Consider the following 19,228-nt stretch of genomic DNA (forward strand, 5'->3'; position numbering starts at 1 on the left):
CGAAACAGGGCGGCGCCGATGCCGCCATCGGGTTGTCTTCGCGGCGACCCTGCCGCTGTTCGGCGACCCTGCTGCTGTTCACGGAGACCGCAAAGCCCCGTCGGCACCGACCACCAGAATGCTGTGCAAGTCCGACTCGACGACGAGAGTCGCCATATCCGGACGGTCGGCCGGCAGCACCCGCACAGTGACACGGCCTCGGGCCACGGTGTCGAGCACGTCGGCAACGGTCAGCGCGAGCGCGGCCGGAGAATCCGGCCGGCTTTCGCCGCTGTCGTCGATCACGGTGACCTGCACGCCCCGACGCCTGGCCGCGTTGACGGCGGTGATGACAGGCTCAACGAACAGGGCGCGGCCGCGGATGGCGTCGCGGAGGCTGGCCTCGACGAACAGGCACTCGGCGCGCTCCGCAGCGGAGAGGGCGTGCGGCTCGGCCAGCCGCAGCAGGGTGGGCCGGGCGAGGACGTTGACCCGCCGGAGCTGGGCCTTGCGCTCACGGATGGCCGCCACGGTGGTGGCGTCTTGCCGGGCGCGAGCCAGGTCGTCCTGGTTGAGCACCCGCAGGTCGCGTTCGGAGCGGCCGAGGCCGCCCACGAACAGGGTGCCGGCGAGCAGGGTGCCGGCGTGCCTACTGACCAGGTCCACACCGACCAGGGCCGATTGGCCGGTCTCGACCGCCCAGCCCACCGCGAGGAGGGCGAGCACCGCGTAGCCCATCCAGGCCGACCGGATCTGGCCCCTGGCCGCGAGCACCACCAGGATCAGGGTGATCGCGCCGAGGTGCCAGTGGGCGAACGGTGCGTCGGTGCTGGCGGGCAGGTAGCCGAACATCAGCATCGCACCGATCCCGCTGAGGCCGAGGGCCACGGCCACCTGCGCGCGCGGGAAGGGGCGGATCAGTGGGCGCATCAGTGCGATGCCGGAGAGCACGATCGCGAGGTAGGCGCCGAGCATCAGGGCGAGGGGCCGGCCGGGGACGATGTCGATGATGGCGAGGAGGCCGTGCACGAAGACGAAGAGGCCCAGGATGAGGCGGGCCATGGGGGTGGTGAGGTCCAGGGAGCGCGCCAGGGAGGAGCGGTTGGGCTCGATGGGGTCGGCCGGCGGGGTCGGCTCGACCAGCGGGGTGTGGTCGGACGGCAGTGCGTGCTTTGCGGACCGGCCAGCGGGGGTCTCGACAAGCTCGACCAACGACGTCGGCTTGCGGTCGGGGGCCCAGGCTGCGACCACGTCGGTGCCGTGGCCCGGGCTGGAGCGCACGTGGGCGGCGCCGTAGGGCAGCCGCGTCATGCGGCCCAGGATGGACTCGGCGATGCCCAGCCGCTCCGGAGGCACCAGGGCCGGGTCAAAGCCGACGCCGTCGTCGCTGACCGTGACCTGGAAGCCGTCGGTGGTGGAGAGGATCGTGACGGCGCGGTGCACCTGGCGGATCGGGTCGTGCCCGGCGGCGGAGGCGACCGAGTTGCGCAGGGCCTCACCGACCGCGCCGAAGATTGCGGTCACGGCCGCCGACGGCACGGTGCGTTCGATGCCCGCCTCCCGACCGGCGCGCGCCGGGTTGTCGACCAGCACCACGGCATCCGGAGCAATCTGGTGGGCCAGCCGGCCAAGGCGTCGGGCGGCGTCGGAGACCAACACCACGGGCTGCGGCGGCGGGGAGCGCAGCGCATCGAGCTGGGTGAGGGTTTTGGAGGCGTGGCTGGAGACCACGTACTGCCGGGTTCGGCCGAGGCCGGCCATCAACAGGGTGGAGATAACGCTGTCGTGCACGAGCGCGTCGATGCTCAGCCGCTCCTGCCGGCGGGCCACCCGCGCGGCCCGGTGCTCTTCGGCCTGCCGGGTGAGCAGGGTGGCCTCGTCGACGCGGGCCGCAGCGCGCCGGGCGGCGAGGGTTAACGCGACAAACACGCTGACCAGCAGCAACGAGTACAGGCCGTCGGCCAGGCCGATGAGGGCCGGGTCGGCGTCGGCGGAGGTCTTGAACCGCACCAGACCACTGAGCAGGCAGGCGAGCACCGTGAACGCCCAGACCAGGCGCCGGCCGGCGAAGACGGCCACGGCAACGCAGGGCACCCCGGTGAGGGTGATCACCCAGGGGATGTCGCCGCCGGCGGGCAGAGGGCCGTTCCGCACGACGAGCCAGAAGCCGAGGATCACGACGAAGCTCAGCGCCTCGGCCGTGACGAGACCCCGCAGGATGCGCGCCGACCCCCACCTGGCGCTGAGGCCCAGGGTGATCGGTAGGCCGAACGACGCCACCCAGGCGGTCGCGGCCAACCCGGGGCTTGGCTGCCAGGCCTGCGCGAAGTATGACGGCAGCGAAAGCAGGCCGAAGATGCCGGCCGCGGCCGCCACGGCGATGCAAAGCAGCCGGGTGAGGTTGGCGGTGGCGGTGTGGGCCGGGGGCTCGGCGACCGTGGGAATCGGCACTGTCGGGTCGGGTGCCGGCTGCGTGGCGGTACCGGCGCGGGTGCCGGTGCCGGTGCCGCCCGTCAGCGCGGTCATGAGCGGCCGGGAAGCGGCAGGATGCCGTCCTCCAGAGCACGCTTGTACAGGTCGATTTTGGTGTTCGCCGGCCGGCCGACCCGTTCGTACTTGGACCGCACCCGGCGGATGTAATCGACCACGGTGAGCTCGGACAGTCCGGTGTGCGAGGCCACCAGCGGGGCCTTGGCGCCGGCGGCATAGAGCGAGAGCACCTCCCGCTCGCGGGGGCTCAGGCCGGCGTCGGAGAGGTCGGGGTCGCCATCCAGCGCCGCCGCCCATTCGGTGGAGGCGATGGTGTCGCCGGCCGCCGCCCGGGTGACGGCGTCCAGCAGCACGTCGGTGGGTTCGGACTTGCGCACCACGCCGAGCACGCCGCTGCGGGCGGCGGCGCGCATGAGACCCGCGTCATCACCGCCGGTGAACGCGAGCACGGCCGCGCCGGTGGCCCGCAGCCTGTCGACGTTGCCGGTGACCGTGGAGCCGTCGGAGAGGCGCAGGTCGAGGATCACCAGGTCGACCGGGGTCTCCCCCACGAGCTGGAGCAGCTCGGTCACCGAGGCGACGGTGGCTACCACCTGGATCTCGGGCAGGGTCTCGAACAGCCCGGCGAACCCGCGCGCCACGATCTCGTGGTCGTCGATCAGCGCAACGCGGAAACTGTGCATGTCTACCTTTTCTGCCGTGCTGGATCGAGTGCCCCTATAAATGACGGCTTTTGCCGCCGGGGGTGCTTCCCTAAGGTAATGATGGGGAACTTGCCGGGGGGCAAGCTGGGGCGCTCTCGATGGGCGGATTCGCTTCGTGCGTATCTACGTCGATTGAGCGCCCTCGCTCCGCCGGCTCCCGGCGACGATTGTTGAGCACGCCGTGGCTCTCTTCGAGGTAGCAGGAGCCGCAGAGCGACTCGTAGGTAACCTCGACGCCGTCGATGGCAACCTGGTCGCCGTCGAAGACGAACTCCCCGTCGACCTTGCGGCCGTTGAACACGGCCTTGCGCCCACACCGGCAGATGGTCTTGAGCTCCTCGAGGCTGTGCGCTACCTCGAGCAGCCGGCGGCTGCCCGGGAAGGCGACGGTCTGGAAGTCGGTGCGGATGCCGTAGGCCAGCACCGGGATGTTCTCGATGATCGCGATGCGCAGCAGGTCGTCGACCTGGGTTTCGGTGAGGAACTGCGCCTCGTCGACGAGCAGGGCACTGACGTCCAGCCCGGTGGTGGTGAGGGTGTCGGCGCGGTGCTGCTGGAACAGGACGTAGGCATCGGTGCCGGGGGTGAGCAGGAAGTCGACGCCGCGGGTGACGCCCAGGCGGGAGAGGATGCCGCGGTCGCCCTTGGTGTCGACCGACGGCTTGGCCAGTAGCACCCGGTGGCCGCGCTCCTCATAGTTGTAGGCGGCCTGGAGCATCGAGGTGCTCTTGCCGCTGTTCATTGCCCCGTATCGGAAATACAGTTTCGCCATAACCGCCGGTACCGCCCTTTATAACGTCGTCGTCGTGCGCTGTCGTGCCGTGTCGCCCCGTGGTGGCCGCGCACGTTGAGGTTTCAGCGTACTTGGCGGGGCGGTTGCTTCGCGCGCACCCCTGCGGGGGTGGCCGGGGTCGCCGGGTCCTCCCGGGCCGGGCCGACCTCATGAGGGTTACGGGCGCCGTCGAACTCGATGGTGAGCGAGGGGCGCCGCACCGTGACCCGCACATTGGCGAAGACCACCCTGATGACACCGAGGTAGGGGCGCAGCAGGGCCCGCACCTTGCGCGGCGGCAGGTCGACGGCGGCCTGGATGGTGATGGTGTCGACCGGGACCGGTGCGGTGCCTTGGGTTGCCGCGGTGCGTTTGGTGGGCTTGGCCAGGGTCAGCTGGGGTTCGGTGAGGGTGGCCGGGGCGGGGCGGGGCGGGGTGGGTGTGCTCGAGCCGGTGATCTGCACGACGAGGCTGTGGGGGTCGAAGCCGGGCGCGGCGCAGAGGGCGCCAATCAGGGCCGCGGTGGCGGCGCGCTGGTCGGCGCGGAAGGCCGTGGCGCGGTGCTCGGGGTCGGCCACGACCAGCAGGCCGGGGGTGCCGCGCTCGGCCAGGGCGGCGCGTTCCCGGCTGGCCACGGAGTCCAGCCAGGTGCGGTCGATCTCGGCAACCAGTGTGCGGCGCACGTCGGCGGCGAGCTGGCCGGCCTGGGCGATGTCGAGGGCGGTGAGGGTGCCGCGGTCGAGGAGCTCGGCGAGGAAGGGGATCACGCCGGATTTCAGGGCTGACACTTGCTGCTCCACCACGGCCCGGGCCATCTGGCCTCTGGCCTCTTCGGTGCGGGCGACGATGGCGCGGCGGGCATCCGTTTGCCAGGCGAGGATGGAACGCACGATGCGGCGCGAATACGCGGCACCGGCGGCGGTGGGCGCGAGGATCTGGGTGGCCGCGACGATCGCGTACACGGCGACCGGCACCTTGACCGCGAACGCGTCGGCCTGCGGCAGTGTGATCAGGATCGCGACGACGCTGGCGACGACGCCGGACAGGGCGATCTCGCGCCAGGGCCGGTAGGGGGCCAGCGCCAGGAGCAGGAGGCCGATGCAGACCGGGCCGAAGTCGTCTTGCACGAGCAGGTTGCCGCCCCAGCGGCTGAGCTGTTCGAAGACGTACCCGAGCAGGGCGCAGCCGACCATGAAGAGGTGGATCCGGCGGCCGAACGGCGAGTGCGCCGGTTGGGTGGCGACCACCAGGGTGGCGGCGGCGGCGGCCATGGCCAGCGCGGCGAGGGTGGCCATCAGCGGGTTTCGGATCTGGTCCTGTTGCAGGACCGTGGCGATCACCGAATAACAGAGCACGATCGATGCGATCGCGGGCGACAGCGGCCAGGCGGCGAGGGTGCCCAGCGGGTCGAGGCGCTGCTGGGTGGCGCGACGGGCGCTCACGGGGTGGCCTGGTCGGTGGGGGCTGGGGAGGGCACATCCGCGAGTTGCCCCTCCGCGGACGAGTTGCCCCGGCGCGCCGGGGCGACTGGTCCGGACGGGGGCAACGCGGCGGAGAAGGCGACGGGCAGGGTCAGCAGCACCGAGGTGCCGGCGCCCGGGCGGGACCAGATCACCACGGAGCCGCCGAGCCGTTCGATGCGTTTGCGCACCGACTGGCGCAGGCCGAGCCGGTCGCTGCCGGTCTCGGACTCCATGAAGCCGCGTCCGGCGTCGAGCACCATCACCGAGACGTTCTGCCCGTCGGCGTCGATGACCACCTCGGCGGTGACGATGCCGGCGTGCAGCAGCACGTTGACCAGACACTGCTGCACGGCCAGGCCCAGCTCCCGGTCGCTCTGCGGGTCGAGTCGCGCCAGGGCCTCCTTGTCGCCGGTGATGTCCACGACGAGACCGCGGTCGCGCGTGCGGTCGATGGCGCGGAACACGGCGCTGGACAGCCATCCGTCGTTGCCCGCCGCGGTGGCGGTGCGTTCGTCGACATGGGTGAGCCAGTCTCGTTCGGCGAGGGTCTGCAGGGTCTCGCGGAGGCCGGCCTCGAGGCCACGGCTGAGCGGGCCGGGTTTGGCGCGAGCCACCGACACCAGCTGGTTGAGGGTGGTGTCGTGCATCAGGGCGATGGCGCGCACGTCGAAGTCGTGGCGCAGGATGCGCGACTGGTCGTCTTGCACGGCACGGTGGATGGCGGGCTGGGCGGCGCGTCCGGTGCGACGGGCGAGGCCGTCGAGCAGCATCACGCCGACGAGGAACAGGTAGGTGACGATGGTGAAGATGTCGGGGCGGTCGGGCACGGGGGTCTGCGAGATGGCGAGGGTGGCGGCGGCCTCGGCGAAGAGGAAGCCGACCGTGCTCCACAGGACGCCGACGAGCGCGCCGGTTCCGGCGCCGCCGACCATGATCAGCGCCATCTTGGGCAGGGAGATCAGGAACATGTCCGAGGACGGGAAGACGCCGGGCATGCCCAGCACCGCGCTGGTGAACAGGTAGGTGCACACAGCGCCGAGCAGCAGGTAGGCGATGGTGAGCGGCACCGTGCGCCAGCGGGCGAGCATGGCCAGCAGGGCGCCCATGCCGAGGATCGCGGCGACGGTGATCTGCAACCGGTCGGTGACCGGGAACACGCTCAGCGCGAGGACCGAGAAGAGGGCACCGGCGAGGCAGACGAGACCGAACCAGTGCGACGCACGGGCCAGGGCGCGGCTGAGCGTGGCCTTGACCAGGTGGTCGGGTAATCCAAGTGACATCGCGCCCTCTCCGCCTCTGATTATCTCAGGTGCTGGCGGGTTGGCGGGTAGCCGGTTCGGGGTCGGTTTGCGCTCGGTGAGGGTCAAAACAGGGTGGGTGAGAGTTCGGGCGGGAGCTCGGCGGCTATCAGGGAGGGGGGCGGGGTCTCGGGGTTTTCGGGCCGGCCGGGCGCGGTCAGCGCGGTGGAGAGGATGCCGCCGGTCGCCGGGTCCTCCCGGCGCCGCTGCAGCCCGTGCGCACGGATGAGCGGCTGGATCCGCTCGGCCAGCCACCGGCGGTACTCCTTGGGCGCGTAGGTGCCCCGCTTGTACAGTTCGCGGTACGTGGGCAGCAGCTCGGGATGGTCCTGCTCGAGCCACCGGAAGTACCACTCCTTGACCCCGGGCTTGAGGTGCAGCGAGCTGTAGAGCACCCCGGTGGCGCCGGCGGCCTTGGCCTGGCGCATGGCCTCGTCGAGGTGGGCGCGGGTGTCGGTGAGGAACGGCAGGACCGGCATCATGAACACCGAGCAGTCCAGGCCGCGCTCCCGGATGGCGCTGACCGTGGCCAGTCGGGCCTTGGTGCTGGGGGTGCCCGGTTCGACGGCCTGCTGCAGCGCATCGTCGTAGATGGCGATCGACATGGCGAGGTCCACCGGAACGTGTTGGCTGGCCTCGACGAGCAGGTCGAGGTCGCGGCGCAGCAGGGTGCCCTTGGTGAGGATCGAGAACGGGGTGCCGGAGTCGGCGAGCGCGGCGATGATGCCGGGCATCAGCCGGTAGCGACCCTCGGCCCGTTGGTACGGGTCGGTGTTGGTGCCAAGCGCCACCGGATGCCGGCCCCAGGTGGGCCTGGTCAGTTCTTTTCGCAAGACCTCGGCGACGTTGACCTTCACGATGATCTCGTTGTCGAAGTCCTTACCCGCGTCGAGGTCGAGGTAGTTGTGGGTGGGGCGCGCGAAGCAATTGTGGCTCACCACGCCATTGGCGATGAAGTCGCCGGTGCCCGTGGTGATATCGATCATGTCAATTGTGGCACCCAGGTCTTCGATCCCCACGACCTGCAGCTCGGCATCCGATTTCACTGCCCTGCCGGTGATGGAGAGCTTGCGGTCGATAACTGGGCCGGTCAGGTTGAAAAACTTCGACCGCATCGGGAGACCGCCGGTCACTCGAACGCCTCGGGCGCCAGTTGGTCTGGGGTCCTCGAGCACATGATCGATTCCGAGCTCGCCCATGGACCGCTGGATGGTGTCGAGGATCGCGACGTCTGTGTTGCTGATGCGCAAAATCCCTTGCGAACACGATCCCTCCGCATCGAAGACGCCCGCGAGATAGCCTGCGTGCCAATCCGAGTCCGGCGATTCGGGCCACTGGATGAGTTCGGTGATCCGAACGTAGTTCTCGACCTTTCCGGAGTAGATCGAGTTGATTGCCCGCCGCGTGTCGGATGCGACGGCGAAGGGGCGGCTCTGCGTGCGAACGTCCTCCTGTTCGAGAAACAGGCGAGAGCGGTTGAGCGCTTCCGGGTCCGCCGACGCCAGCCTGAACAAGCGCACCTTGCTTCCGCCCCGAGCCCGATGCGGATAATCCCGGGAGATCATCATGCCGTCGCCCCGAATCATGCCTGTTAGGTAGCCACGCCGGTAGCTGGGCGCAAAGAAGTGCGGCTGAGTCGTTTCGGTGAGCCCGTTGAGCCCGAAGCCAATCAACGCGTTGTTCGTGGTGAGGTAAGGGCGTTGCGCGCCGCCGCTCGTCGCTCCGGTGACATACTTCCAGCCGCGTTCGGTGAGGAATCGGTGGTCGCCGCTGGCGACGACCTCGGTGCCGTCGGCGAGGGTGATCCGGTGGCCGCGCTTGCGGGTGTTCCACGCAGCGAGGACCGTGGTCTGGACGTATCGCCGGTAGGCGCCCTCCGTGCGGGTGCCGATGATTGCGTCGCCGACGCGCACCTCCCAGAGCGGCTTCTGACGGCCGTCTGCCATCAGGATGAGGGTTTCCGGGCTCAGGCAATAGGTGCACGCATGGGAGCAGCCCCGGTACGGGTTGATGGTCCAGCCGAATGGCATCGCGCTCTGGCCGGGCACCCGATTGAGGGCCGACTTAGCGAGCACCTCGTGGAAGGTGATCCCGTCGAACTCGGGGGTGCGCACGCTCCGCACCAAATTGTTCAGCCGGGCCAGGCCTGGCAGCGCGCCGGCCTGCTCGGTCGTTAGTTCCTGTCCACTCCAGCGCATGCATCCAGTCGAACACATGTTCGAGTGGGATGCAAGGTGGCGATGACTAGCATCCGCTGATCGAGCTTGTCGAAGTTCTCGTGGCGGGGTCGCGTTCGCGAGTTCGGGTCATAGCTCGATCGGGCGGATGCCCCGGTGCGGCCGGACCTAGGCGGTGAGGTGCAGCGTCGCGGCCGTGGCGGCCAGCGAGGCTGCGGCCGCGACGGGGTCGTCGGAGAGCTTGGTGCCCAGGCTTGGGACCATTTCGCGCAGCTGCGGCTCCCAGCGGGGGTACTCGCCGGGGAAGCAGCGCTTGAGCAGGTCAACCATGATCGGCGCGGCTGTGGAGGCTCCGGGCGAGGCTCCGAGGAGTCCGGCGATGCTGCCGTCGGCGGAGGTGATGACCTCGGTGCCGAACTGCAGCACGCCACCGGCCTTTGCGTCCTTCTTCATGACCTGCACGCGCTGGCCGGCGGTGATCAGCTCCCAGTCCTCGGCCTTGGCCGTCGGCATGAACTCGCGCAGCGCGTTGAGCTTGGCCATGCGGGAGGCGAAGACCTCGCCGAACAGGTACTTCATCAGGCCGAAGTTGTTCTTGGCCACGGCGAGCATCGGCACGAGGTTGTGCGCGCGCACCGAGAACGGCAGGTCGCACCAGGTGCTGGTCTTGAGGAACTTGGGGCTGAACCCGGCGAACGGGCCGAAGAGCAGCGAGGTCTCGCCGTCCACTACCCGGGTGTCGAGGTGCGGCACCGACATCGGCGGAGCTCCCACGGCGGCCTTGCCGTAGACCTTGGCCTGGTGCTGCTTGACGATGGTGGGGTTGCTGGTGCGCAGGAACTGGCCGCTGATCGGGAATCCGCCGAAGCCCTTGATCTCGGGGATGCCGCTGCGCTGCAGCAGTGCGAGGGCGCCGCCGCCGGCGCCGACGAAGACGAACCGGGCCTCGACGGTGTTCGTGTAGCGGCCCACCAGGCTGAGCAGTTTGAGCTTCCAGGAGCCGTTGTCCTGCTGCTTGAGCGAAGTGACCTGCTGGTTCAGGTGCACGTGGGTGCCGCGCTCCTTGAGCGAGGCGAAAAGGTAGCGGGTGAGGGCGCCGAAGTCCACGTCGGTGCCCGACTCGATGCGGGTCGCGGCGATCTTCTGCCTGGCGGCGCGCTTCTTGGTGAGCAGCGGGGTCCACTGGCCGATCACGGCGGGGTCCTCGCTGTATTCCATCCCGGCGAACAGCGGCTGGTCGGCGAGCACGGCCATGCGCTTGCGGAGGTAGTCCACATTGGAGGCGCCGTGCACGAACGTCATGTGCGGGGTGGAGTTGATGAACTTCTCCGGCTCGGGTAGCACCCCGGTTTCGACCAGGTGCGCCCAGAGTTGGCGGCTGATCTGGAACTGCTCATTGATGGCGACGGCCTTCTCGGCCGTGACGGTGCCATCGGCGGCCTGGGGCATGTAGTTGAGTTCGCAGAGCGCCGCGTGTCCGGTGCCGGCGTTGTTCCACGGATTGGAGCTCTCCTGCGCGAGCTCACCGAGGCGCTCGTAGACCTGGATGTTCCAGTCGGGCTGCAGTTCGGCGAGCAGGGTGGCCAGGGTGGCGCTCATGATTCCCCCGCCAATCAGGGCGACATCGACCTTTTCTGAATTCACGTTCTAACTCTAGCCCGCCGCGCGGGCCGCTCCGCCGGGCCGCCAGGGGCGCGGCTCGGGTGGCAGCTGCGGGTCCTCGGGCGGCCAAATGGACTCGACCGGCAGCCGTCTCGGCCTTTCCCGGGCATCATCGCCCTAGGCGAGGGCGACGGCACCTGCGACAACGGTCCGGCCGCCGGCGGGTGGTGGAACGAACGGGCCCTCGAGCTCGCGGCCGCAGCCGGCTGGTAGTTCGATCGACCGAACAGATCCGATCTACATGATGGATGCTCAGACCGCGTAATATACTCAGGTATGTCGTCGTCAGGGGAAAAACGCAGGGTAGCTGTGATTATCGAGGACGACGCAGATATCCGCCATCTGCTGGAAGCCGTGCTCACCCAGGCCGGATTCGATGCCATCGCCACGAGCAACGGGCTCGACGGAGTACGCGCGGTTCGCGCATATGACCCGATCGTCACTACCCTTGACGTCAGCATGCCCGGCATGGACGGGTTCGAGACCGCCAAGCGGATTCGCGCGTTCAGCGCCACGTATCTCGTGATGCTCACCGCCCGGGACGAGGAGATCGACACGCTGCAGGGCCTGGAGTCCGGCGCCGACGACTACCTCACCAAGCCGTTCCGGCCGCGTGAACTGCGCGCCCGCATCGACGCCATGCTGCGCCGCCCCCGGCTGGCGTTGCCGCCGGAGGGCGCCGAGGTTGTGGCCCAGCCCCCCGCACCGCAGAGCGCACCCGCGTACACGCCGGCCGCCGGCTCGCACACCGCCGACCCGGAACCCGAGTACACCCCCGCGTACGTTCCGCAGGTCACCGTGCCGGCGCCCCCGGCCGCCGACCTGCCGCCGAGCCTCGCCCCGGTTCCGGTGACCGGCCAACATGTCGCCACCGCGCCGATCGCCCACGCCGGGTACGCCGCGTCCGCCGGCATCGATGAGCGGGCCGACGACTGGATTGAGCACAACGGGCTGCGGCTGAGCAACGACATGCGCCTGGCCGTGCTGGGCACCATCGAGCTGGATCTGACCCGCACCGAGTTCGACCTTCTGGCCGCACTGCTCGAGTCGAAGCGGCGCGTGCGCAGCAAGGCCGACCTGGCGTTGCTGCTGCGCGGCGAGAGTTACGTGACCTCGTACTACGTGAACGAGGCCGACAAGCGTGCCGTCGAGGCGCACCTGAGCAACCTGCGCCGCAAGCTCGGCGACAGTCTCACCACGCCGCGCTGGCTCGAGACCGTGCGCGGCGTGGGCTACCGGCTCGCGGCGTCGGATGACGCCGGGCGCGACTCGTATTAAGTCTCGCCCTGGCGGCTAACGCTGGAGCGCGAACATGGTGACCAGGTCGGTGCAGGCCAGCTCACCGACCTCGTTGAGCCGGGCAATGTGACGCACCGACCCCGCGATGTCGCCGTCGCGTAGGGCGTCGTGCATCATCGCGGCGGTGGCCTCCACCGTGACCGCGCCCACCATGGTGCTACTCGAACGGATGCTCAGTAACACCACGTGGGCTTCCTCGGCATCCGGGAATGGGAACGCCAGCGCCGCGGCCAAACGCTGGGAGCGGCTGTGCCACAACTGCACGAAATCGTGCACGAAGCGGCGCTGCATTTCCCGGTCGCCACCCACCTGGGCGAGCAGTGCTCGCAGGGCAATGGACTCGATGTGGGCGCTCACCCCCGGTAACCGCGGTGGCGCTTGATCAATATGAAGAAGATGGTCAAGGTCTGCAGCACGGTGGTCACCCCAAGGATCGGCCATCCGATCCTCGGGATGGTGGACTGGGACATGATGGGTAGCTGCATCCAGATGAACACCATGGCTGCCGCCGCGGCGAGCCCCACTAGGAGGGGCACGAGGTTGGCGTTGCCGGAGCCGCGCTCGGCCTTGGCCTGCTCGGCCCAGTTGTCGACCTGGATGTCGTCGGGCAGACGGGTCTGGGCCACGCGCGAGTCGAGGACGCCGCCGATGGAGTCGGTCTCGTTGCACGTCGGCAGAGTCAGGGTGTTAGTGCTCACAGTCCCCACTCTGTCAGGAGAAATCACATTTTACCCCCCGGCCGGGGGCAAGATTCTCGCAAGATAAGCTCAAGAACAGCGCAGCAGCCGCTCGAGGCGAGCGCATCCGCCAGCCCCACACCTTCGCGAGCCGTGAGAAAAGCACCCAAAACTTGAAGTTTCTGGGGCTTAAGTCACAGCTCGCGATATGGGGATGGGGATGGGAGCGGGAGGGTCACGCCTCGCGTGCGACGGCGGACTCGGTGGTCACGGCGATGTCGTTGCCGCCGCGGCGCTTGACGATGTCGATGGCCCGACCGGACGCCGCGGTGAGGTCGGCGAGGTCGTAGCCGTGGTCGAAGGTGTCCGCGATGCCGAAGCTGGCGGTGAGCCGGATCTGGTACGACTCTCCCAGCGGCCCGTCGACGAGGGCGTTCTGCATCCGTTGCACGATCGTGAGAGCCTCGGTGGCGGAGCCGACGGCGGCCAGCACGTAGAAACGGCCAGCGGCCGGGTGTCCGATCTGCGCCATCAGCGGAGCGCTGCCGCGGAGAGTGTCGGCGAAGCGGGCGATGGCCTCGTCGCCGGTGACACGGCCGAACGCCGTGTTGATCTCCGGGAGGTTGTCGATGTCCGCGCCGATCACGGCCAGGCCGAGCTCGGCCCTCTCGGCCCGCTGCAGGTGGTCGCTGGCCGCCTGCTGGAACGACGTGCCGGACAACACGCCGGCGGCCGAGTGGATGCCAACGGTGATGTCACCGACGGCGTTGCTGCCGACCCGCTCGGCCCGCAGTATGGACGTGGCGATGCAGACGGTGACGATGAGTCCCATGTTGAGGATCGACGTGGTGCCCGAGTTGAAGTACGTGGTGAAGGTGGCGCTGTCAGCGCCACCCACGATGAAGGCGATGGCGCGGCCGGTGTAGAAGATGGCGACGACGAAGAGCACGATCGAGAAGATCCGCCCGTTGACATTGCGGCGCAGCCGGCCGCGCAACGCCTCGTAACCGCCCAGGGCGCCCATCAGCGCCACGACCAGCCAGAGTGGGGCCGCTCCGGCCCACTCTCCGCCGTCGGCGCCGGGGAGGAGGCTGATGACGGCCACGACCAGCGCCAGGCCGCCCACCACGGCGAAGCCGGAACTGCGGCCGTTGTAGACCCGGCTGCCCGACCAGAGCGCGCCGACGGCGACGGCCAGGGAGACGTTGGCGAAGGTGATCGACCACCACGCCTCGTCGCTGACGATGTAAACGCCGTACCCGACGGCCACCATGATGCCCGCCACGAACGCGAGGCTCCACAACCGGCCCGGGGGGTCGTTGCGGTTGAGCGCGGTGTTGAAAATGAACGAGACCCCGCACAGGATCACGATCAACCCACTGATCATCTGCAGTGTGGGTCCGTCTAGTTGCATGCTGTCCCCCGTCGAGCGTGGTGTGCCACGCTCAACCTCTGTTCACCGGGAGCGTGGCGATTGCCGTCGTCCCCTTGCCTTTGGTCGACTCCAGGCGCAGGTCGCCACCGTGTTCGCGCATGATGTCGCGGCTGATGCTCAAGCCCAGTCCCGTGCCGTGCACGCTGGAGCCCCGCACCGAGTCGGCCCGGTAGAACCTGTCGAAGAGGTTGCCCTGTTCGTCTTCGCTCATGCCCCGACCGGTGTCGGCGACGCGCAGCTCGATGCCGCACTCTACGTCCAGCACCTCGACGCTGACCTTGCCGGATTCCACGTTGTACTTGATCGCGTTGGAGAAGATGTTGTCGATCACCTGGCGCAGCCGAAAGGCATCCGCGATGACCGTGATCGGCGCCAGATGGGCCAGTTCGAACGTGATGTCGCGTTGCGCGGCGAGCGGCTCGGCCGACTCGACGGCATCCGTGATGATCGCCGACAGGTCGCAGGCGGCGACGTTGAGCGCCAGACCCTCTTTGGACTCGCTGGCCGCGGTGAGTAGTCCGGAGACGATTTCGAGGAGCCGGTCGGAGTTCTTCGACGCGATCTCGAGCATCCGGCGCGTGTCGGGGTCGATCGTGTCGTCGTCGAGGGCGAGTTCGAGGTAGCCCAGGATCGAGGTGAGTGGGGTGCGCAGCTCGTGGGAGACCGAGGCTACGAGGTCGTCCCTGGCCTGCACGGCCCGCACCTCGGCAGTGACATCGCGGGTCACGATCACGCCGCCGTCGTAGCGGCCGTTGTGGTCGTGGATGGGCCGGGCCGACAGGAGGATGGCGGCCTGCTGCTGGTCGGGGGAACCCAGCCACACCGTCACCCTGTCGATGGTCTCACCGCGGAGGGCGCGTTGGGTGGGCCGGTCTTGGTCGTCGAAGCGCGTGACGCCGTCTTCCTTGTAGACAATGGTGGCCAGGCCGACGCCGTCGCTGACCCCGAATCGGGTGAGCATGGACCGCTGGGCCCGGTTGACGAAGTTGACCCGGCCGTCGCTGTCGTAGCCGACCACACCGAAGTCGACGGTGTTGAAGATCTCGTCGAGGGTCTGCTCCTGGCGCCGTGAGCGCTGCAGGGCCGCTTCGAACAGGCCGGCCTGCTGGGTGAGCAGCACCCGCTGGGCCAGCGCCCGCCGGTTGGAGGTGTAGGTGACGGACGCAACGAACGCCAGCATGATCGTCACTACGGCCAGCAGCGGCGCCTGCGAGGTGGCGTACCCGGAGGCGTTGAGCGGGTCGTTGAAGAACATCAGCGGCAGGCCGGCCCAGAGCAGCAGGCTGGCGAAGATGACGCTGCCGGTTGCACCGGCCTGGCCGAAGTGGGTGGACATCCAGATCACCGGGAACACCAGCAGGAAGCTGACGCCGAGCTGTGGCTGCGCCTCCCGAGCCAGCGTGAGCCCGACGATGTCGAGCAACGGAAGGACGACGATCCAGATCTTGGGCAGTCGGCGCCAGGGCACGGCGGCGGCCAGCCCGGTGGTGCCGAAGATGATCATGACGCCGAGGAAGTACAGCGGCTCCACGAAGATGGCCGCGTCCTTGGCCACCGTGACCGCGACGAGCAGCAGGGTGGCCGCGGCCAGGAGCAGCTGGGTGAGGAACACGGATCGCTCGACGCGCTCCCGCACGCCGACATGCGGCAACCTCAGACTCTGCTCGACCATACTGCGACCCTAGCGTTTAGAGCGGAAGCTCAGACGCGGCGCGCACGGGCAACACCGCGTCGGCCCCGAACTCCTCGAGGCGGGCGAGGGTCTTCTCGAAACTGCGCGGCACACCGTAGTGGAAACCCTGGGCGCTGCGGATGCCCAGCGCGGAGAGGTGCGTGGCCATGGCCTCGTTTTCGACGCCCTCCACGATCATCGAGTACTCGAGGTTGTCGCCGAAGCCCTGCAGGGCGGTGAGCACCTCACGCTGACGTACGTCGTCGAGGTCGTCGACGAGGCTCTTGTCGATCTTGAGGATGTCCATCGGCATCCGCACGAGCGCGTCGACCGAGGAGTCCTGGGATCCGTAGTCGTCCAAAGCGATCATGATGCCGATGTCGCGGAGGTGGTCGGCCTGGGCGCGCACCGCGGTGGAGACCCGGGCGACGGACCGCTCGTTGAGTTCGAGGCAGAGCGAGATACCCGGGTAGCGGTCGGCCAGCTCTTCGACGAAGCTGCCGACCCGCTGCGGCAGGATCTGGCCGGCCTCGACGTTGATGGTCATGCAGACGATGCGCGGTTCGAGCAGCCGGAAATCCGCGGCGGCGGCCATCGCCTTGAGCGCCACCTGGCGGGTGAGAGCGTCGAGCCGGCCGAGACTTTTGGCCTTCTCCACCAGCGACGGCGGCGACAGTGGTCCGAGCTCGGGGTCGGTGTAGCGCACCAGTGCTTCGAAGGCCCAGATCTGGCCGGTGACCAGGCTGACGATCGGCTGGAAGGCGAGTTCGAGCAGGTCCTCGTCGATGGCGCGGGCGACGATATCGTTCATCTGCGACGAGCGGTGCCCGGAGATGTTGATGCTGCTCTCGTTGGCCGGGCCGCCGCGGCGGCGGGACTTCTTGATCGCGAGCATGCTGCGGTCGGCGTCGCGAAGCAGCTGGTTGACATCCGTCTCGCGGTGCGCGGAGTAGGCCAGGCCGATGCTGAGGATTGGGTTGAGCACGGTGCCGCTGATCGCGAGGGGTTCGCCGGTGGCCTCCATGATGCGCTCGGCCAGCAGCTTCGCCTCGGCCAGGGACGAGAGCCGGGTGAGGATGACGACGAACTCGTCGCCGCCGACCCTGGCGACGACGTCATACGGACGGATGACGGCGCTGAGCCGGCGGCCGAGTTCGCTGAGGATCTCATCGCCGGTCTGGTGGCCGTAGCGGTCGTTCATCCGCTTGAAGTCGTCGAGGTCGATGAACAGCACGGCAAGCGCCTCGGAGTAGTCCCGGTGGTCGTTGATGTTCGCCAGGGCGTCCTGGAAGGCGCCGTAGTTGGGCAGCCCGGTGAGAGGGTCGGTGTTGGCGCGGATGGTGAGGCCGCCGATGCTCTCCCTGGCGGTGTAGACCACGTCGGCGGTGTGCGCGAGGGCTTCGAGGGCGCGGCGGTCGTCCCTGGTGAACGGGTAGTCCATCACGTCGCGGCGGGCCACGAGGTGCTGGCCTCCGAGCACGCTGATGGCCAAGGAGGTGTCGATCTCCCCGAGTCCGGCCGGTTCGTGGCGCACACTGGCGGACTCGACGCCGACGGTGTCGTGAACGGCGCGAAGCAGCACAGTGGCCAGGTCGGTGCTGATGCCGGTGGCCGTGATGGTGATGGGAGTGGCCTGGCCGCCGGTCTTGACGAAGTGGTTCGTGGCGTTGAGGTCGATGACCCCGTCAACCACCCCGGCCAGTCGGCGGCGCATCGCCGTGGCCCGAACGATCAGGATCGCACCGACGCCGATGACGGCGAGCGGCACCAGCGTGACGGCCACGGCCAGGGTGTCGGTGCTCAGATTGAAAAACGGATGCGTCCACGCAGCGAGCAGGGCGCAGAGCCCGGCGTAGCCGCCGACGATCAGGGCCAGGCGGGGCACCGAGTAGTGCCGTCCGGCGCCGGGGTCGACTCTGGGCCGGTCGAACCGTCGGCGGAGGGCCTCCAACGCGATGACCGTGACGATGTACGCGACCGCACCGGCCGCCGACGCCAGCGTTTCGGCGAACCCCTGGGCATGGAGCCCGTCGTGGGCCACGAGGTAGGCGGCTCCGCCGGCACCCGTGAGCCCGGCCGAATAGAGCGCCACTTCGGGGCGTTGGGCACGCAGCCACACCACGACCAGCACGCCCAGGCAGACCAGGCCTACCGCCGTGGCCGTGTCGAAGACCGGTTCCACGCCGAGTACGACCACGATCGGCAGACTGACCACTGGGCTGCGGTACGGCACGGTGCCCAGCCGCAGCCGGGGGATGTCGAGGGTGCCGGCGCAGGCGACGGCCATCAGAGCGATGAACAGGTGTTCAGCGTTGCCGCCTAGCACCAGCTGGGTGAGCGCGGAGCCGATGAAGAACAGCCCGGTCGCCGCGAACACGCCGAAAGCCAGCCGGCCCGCTGCCGTCGCCCCCCTGATCGTCTCCACAAGGTCTGACACTACTGGAGCGGACCGCGGCTTCGCGCCCGCGGGGCCCTATCCGACGAACTATCCGACGGCGAGTTTCGCCGCGATGAGCTCGGCGATCTGCACGGCGTTCAGCGCGGCACCCTTGCGCAGGTTGTCGCTGCTGATGAACAGCGCCAGGCCGCGGCCGTTGGGCACGCCGGGGTCCTGACGGATGCGGCCCACGAAACTCGGGTCGGCGCCGGCGGCCTGCAGCGGGGTGGGGATGTCGGTGAGCTGCACGCCGGGCGCCTCGCTGAGGAGTTCCGTGGCACGGGCGACGGAGATCGGCTTGCCGAATTCGACGTTGATCGACAGCGAGTGCCCGGTGAAGACCGGCACGCGCACGCAGGTGCCGCTGACGAGAAGCTCGGGCAGCTGGAGGATCTTGCGGCTCTCGTTGCGCAGCTTCTTCTCCTCGTCGGTCTCGAACAAGCCGTCGTCAACGATGGACCCGGCCAGCGGGATGACGTCGAACGCGATCGGCCGCTTGTAAACGGTGGGCTCGGGCATGCTCACCGAGGAACCGTCGTGCACCAGCTGGAAGAGGTTGTCGTCGCTCGCGGCGGCACGGATCTGGGAGGCCAGCTCCTGCGCACCGACCAGGCCACTGCCGGAGACCGCTTGGTAGGTGCTCACGATGAGACGTTCGAGCCCGGCCTCATCGTGCAGAACCTTGAGCACCGGCATGGCTGCCATGGTGGTGCAGTTGGGGTTGGCGATGATGCCTTTGGCGGCCTGGTCGATGGCCTCCGGGTTGACCTCGCTGACCACCAAAGGCACGTCGGGGTCCATCCGCCAACCGGACGAGTTGTCGACCACGGTGACGCCGGCCGCGGCGAACCGCGGTGCCTGGCTTTTGGACAGGGTGGCGCCGGCGGAGAAGATCGCCACGTCCATGCCGGTTGGGTCGGCGGTCGAGGCGTCTTCCACGACGATCCGCTCGTCCTTGAAGGGCAGCACGGTGCCGGCGGAGCGGGCGGAGGCGAAGTAGCGGATGCTGGCGACCGGGAAGTCGCGCTCTTCCAGCAGGCGACGTACGACGGCGCCGACCTGGCCGGTGGCGCCGACGACGCCGATGTTGATTCCTGCGCGGCGGGGTACTGCGGTACTGGTGGCTGCGGTGCTGGTGGCTGCGGTGCTGGTCACTGTGTGGT

Annotated in this window: 14 protein-coding genes; 1 reads left to right on the forward strand and 13 read right to left on the reverse strand. The window is 69.0% G+C overall.

The window, feature by feature from the left end:
* Positions 1 to 78 precede the first annotated feature (78 nt).
* From E3O42_RS03220 to E3O42_RS03255, 7 genes are all read right to left on the reverse strand, one after another.
* Positions 79 to 2,505, reverse strand: coding sequence for a sensor histidine kinase (locus tag E3O42_RS03220; protein ID WP_134452479.1), 2,427 nt, complete (start codon positions 2,503 to 2,505; stop codon positions 79 to 81).
* On the reverse strand, positions 2,502 to 3,152 hold the full coding sequence (locus E3O42_RS03225; RefSeq protein ID WP_134452480.1) for a response regulator transcription factor: 651 nt from the start codon (positions 3,150 to 3,152) through the stop codon (positions 2,502 to 2,504). Before E3O42_RS03225 ends, E3O42_RS03220 begins: the two co-directional genes overlap by 4 nt.
* A gap of 70 nt (positions 3,153 to 3,222) precedes the next feature.
* On the reverse strand, positions 3,223 to 3,945 hold the full coding sequence (locus E3O42_RS03230) for a thymidine kinase (protein WP_134452481.1): 723 nt from the start codon (positions 3,943 to 3,945) through the stop codon (positions 3,223 to 3,225).
* 83 nt (positions 3,946 to 4,028) lie between these two features.
* A complete protein-coding gene (locus E3O42_RS03235; protein WP_134452482.1) occupies positions 4,029 to 5,387 on the reverse strand; it encodes a hypothetical protein in 1,359 nt (452 codons plus the stop codon).
* A complete protein-coding gene (locus E3O42_RS03240) occupies positions 5,384 to 6,688 on the reverse strand; it encodes a sensor histidine kinase (RefSeq protein ID WP_134452483.1) in 1,305 nt (434 codons plus the stop codon). Before E3O42_RS03240 ends, E3O42_RS03235 begins: the two co-directional genes overlap by 4 nt.
* An 83-nt stretch (positions 6,689 to 6,771) precedes the next feature.
* A complete protein-coding gene (locus E3O42_RS18160) occupies positions 6,772 to 8,904 on the reverse strand; it encodes an intein-containing Rv2578c family radical SAM protein (RefSeq protein WP_174844213.1) in 2,133 nt (710 codons plus the stop codon).
* A gap of 147 nt (positions 8,905 to 9,051) precedes the next feature.
* A complete protein-coding gene (locus E3O42_RS03255) occupies positions 9,052 to 10,527 on the reverse strand; it encodes a malate:quinone oxidoreductase (protein ID WP_134452484.1) in 1,476 nt (491 codons plus the stop codon).
* A gap of 327 nt (positions 10,528 to 10,854) precedes the next feature.
* Here E3O42_RS03255 and E3O42_RS03265 point away from each other — a divergent pair, with 327 nt between their 5' ends.
* Complete coding sequence (locus tag E3O42_RS03265; protein ID WP_338144917.1) at positions 10,855 to 11,823, forward strand: response regulator transcription factor; 969 nt, start codon at positions 10,855 to 10,857, stop codon at positions 11,821 to 11,823.
* Positions 11,824 to 11,838: 15 nt separating this feature from the next.
* On the opposite strand, the gene E3O42_RS03270 is transcribed toward E3O42_RS03265, so the two are convergent.
* The 6 genes from E3O42_RS03270 to E3O42_RS03295 all read right to left on the reverse strand — a co-directional run bounded on the left by E3O42_RS03270 (position 11,839) and on the right by E3O42_RS03295 (position 19,220).
* Positions 11,839 to 12,201, reverse strand: coding sequence for a hypothetical protein (locus E3O42_RS03270; protein ID WP_134452486.1), 363 nt, complete (start codon positions 12,199 to 12,201; stop codon positions 11,839 to 11,841).
* Positions 12,198 to 12,542 (reverse strand): hypothetical protein, encoded by a 345-nt coding sequence (locus E3O42_RS03275; RefSeq protein ID WP_134452487.1) that lies wholly within the window; start codon positions 12,540 to 12,542, stop codon positions 12,198 to 12,200. Before E3O42_RS03275 ends, E3O42_RS03270 begins: the two co-directional genes overlap by 4 nt.
* A 214-nt stretch (positions 12,543 to 12,756) precedes the next feature.
* Positions 12,757 to 13,935 (reverse strand): GGDEF domain-containing protein, encoded by a 1,179-nt coding sequence (locus tag E3O42_RS03280; RefSeq protein ID WP_134452488.1) that lies wholly within the window; start codon positions 13,933 to 13,935, stop codon positions 12,757 to 12,759.
* A 31-nt stretch (positions 13,936 to 13,966) separates the two neighbouring features.
* On the reverse strand, positions 13,967 to 15,628 hold the full coding sequence (locus E3O42_RS03285; protein ID WP_134452489.1) for a sensor histidine kinase: 1,662 nt from the start codon (positions 15,626 to 15,628) through the stop codon (positions 13,967 to 13,969).
* Positions 15,629 to 15,644: 16 nt separating this feature from the next.
* A complete protein-coding gene (locus tag E3O42_RS03290) occupies positions 15,645 to 18,065 on the reverse strand; it encodes a putative bifunctional diguanylate cyclase/phosphodiesterase (protein ID WP_134452490.1) in 2,421 nt (806 codons plus the stop codon).
* A gap of 48 nt (positions 18,066 to 18,113) precedes the next feature.
* Complete coding sequence (locus E3O42_RS03295) at positions 18,114 to 19,220, reverse strand: aspartate-semialdehyde dehydrogenase (protein ID WP_134452491.1); 1,107 nt, start codon at positions 19,218 to 19,220, stop codon at positions 18,114 to 18,116.
* Positions 19,221 to 19,228 lie beyond the last annotated feature (8 nt).

This window comes from Cryobacterium adonitolivorans (assembly GCF_004402695.1).
GTDB lineage: Bacteria > Actinomycetota > Actinomycetes > Actinomycetales > Microbacteriaceae > Cryobacterium > Cryobacterium adonitolivorans.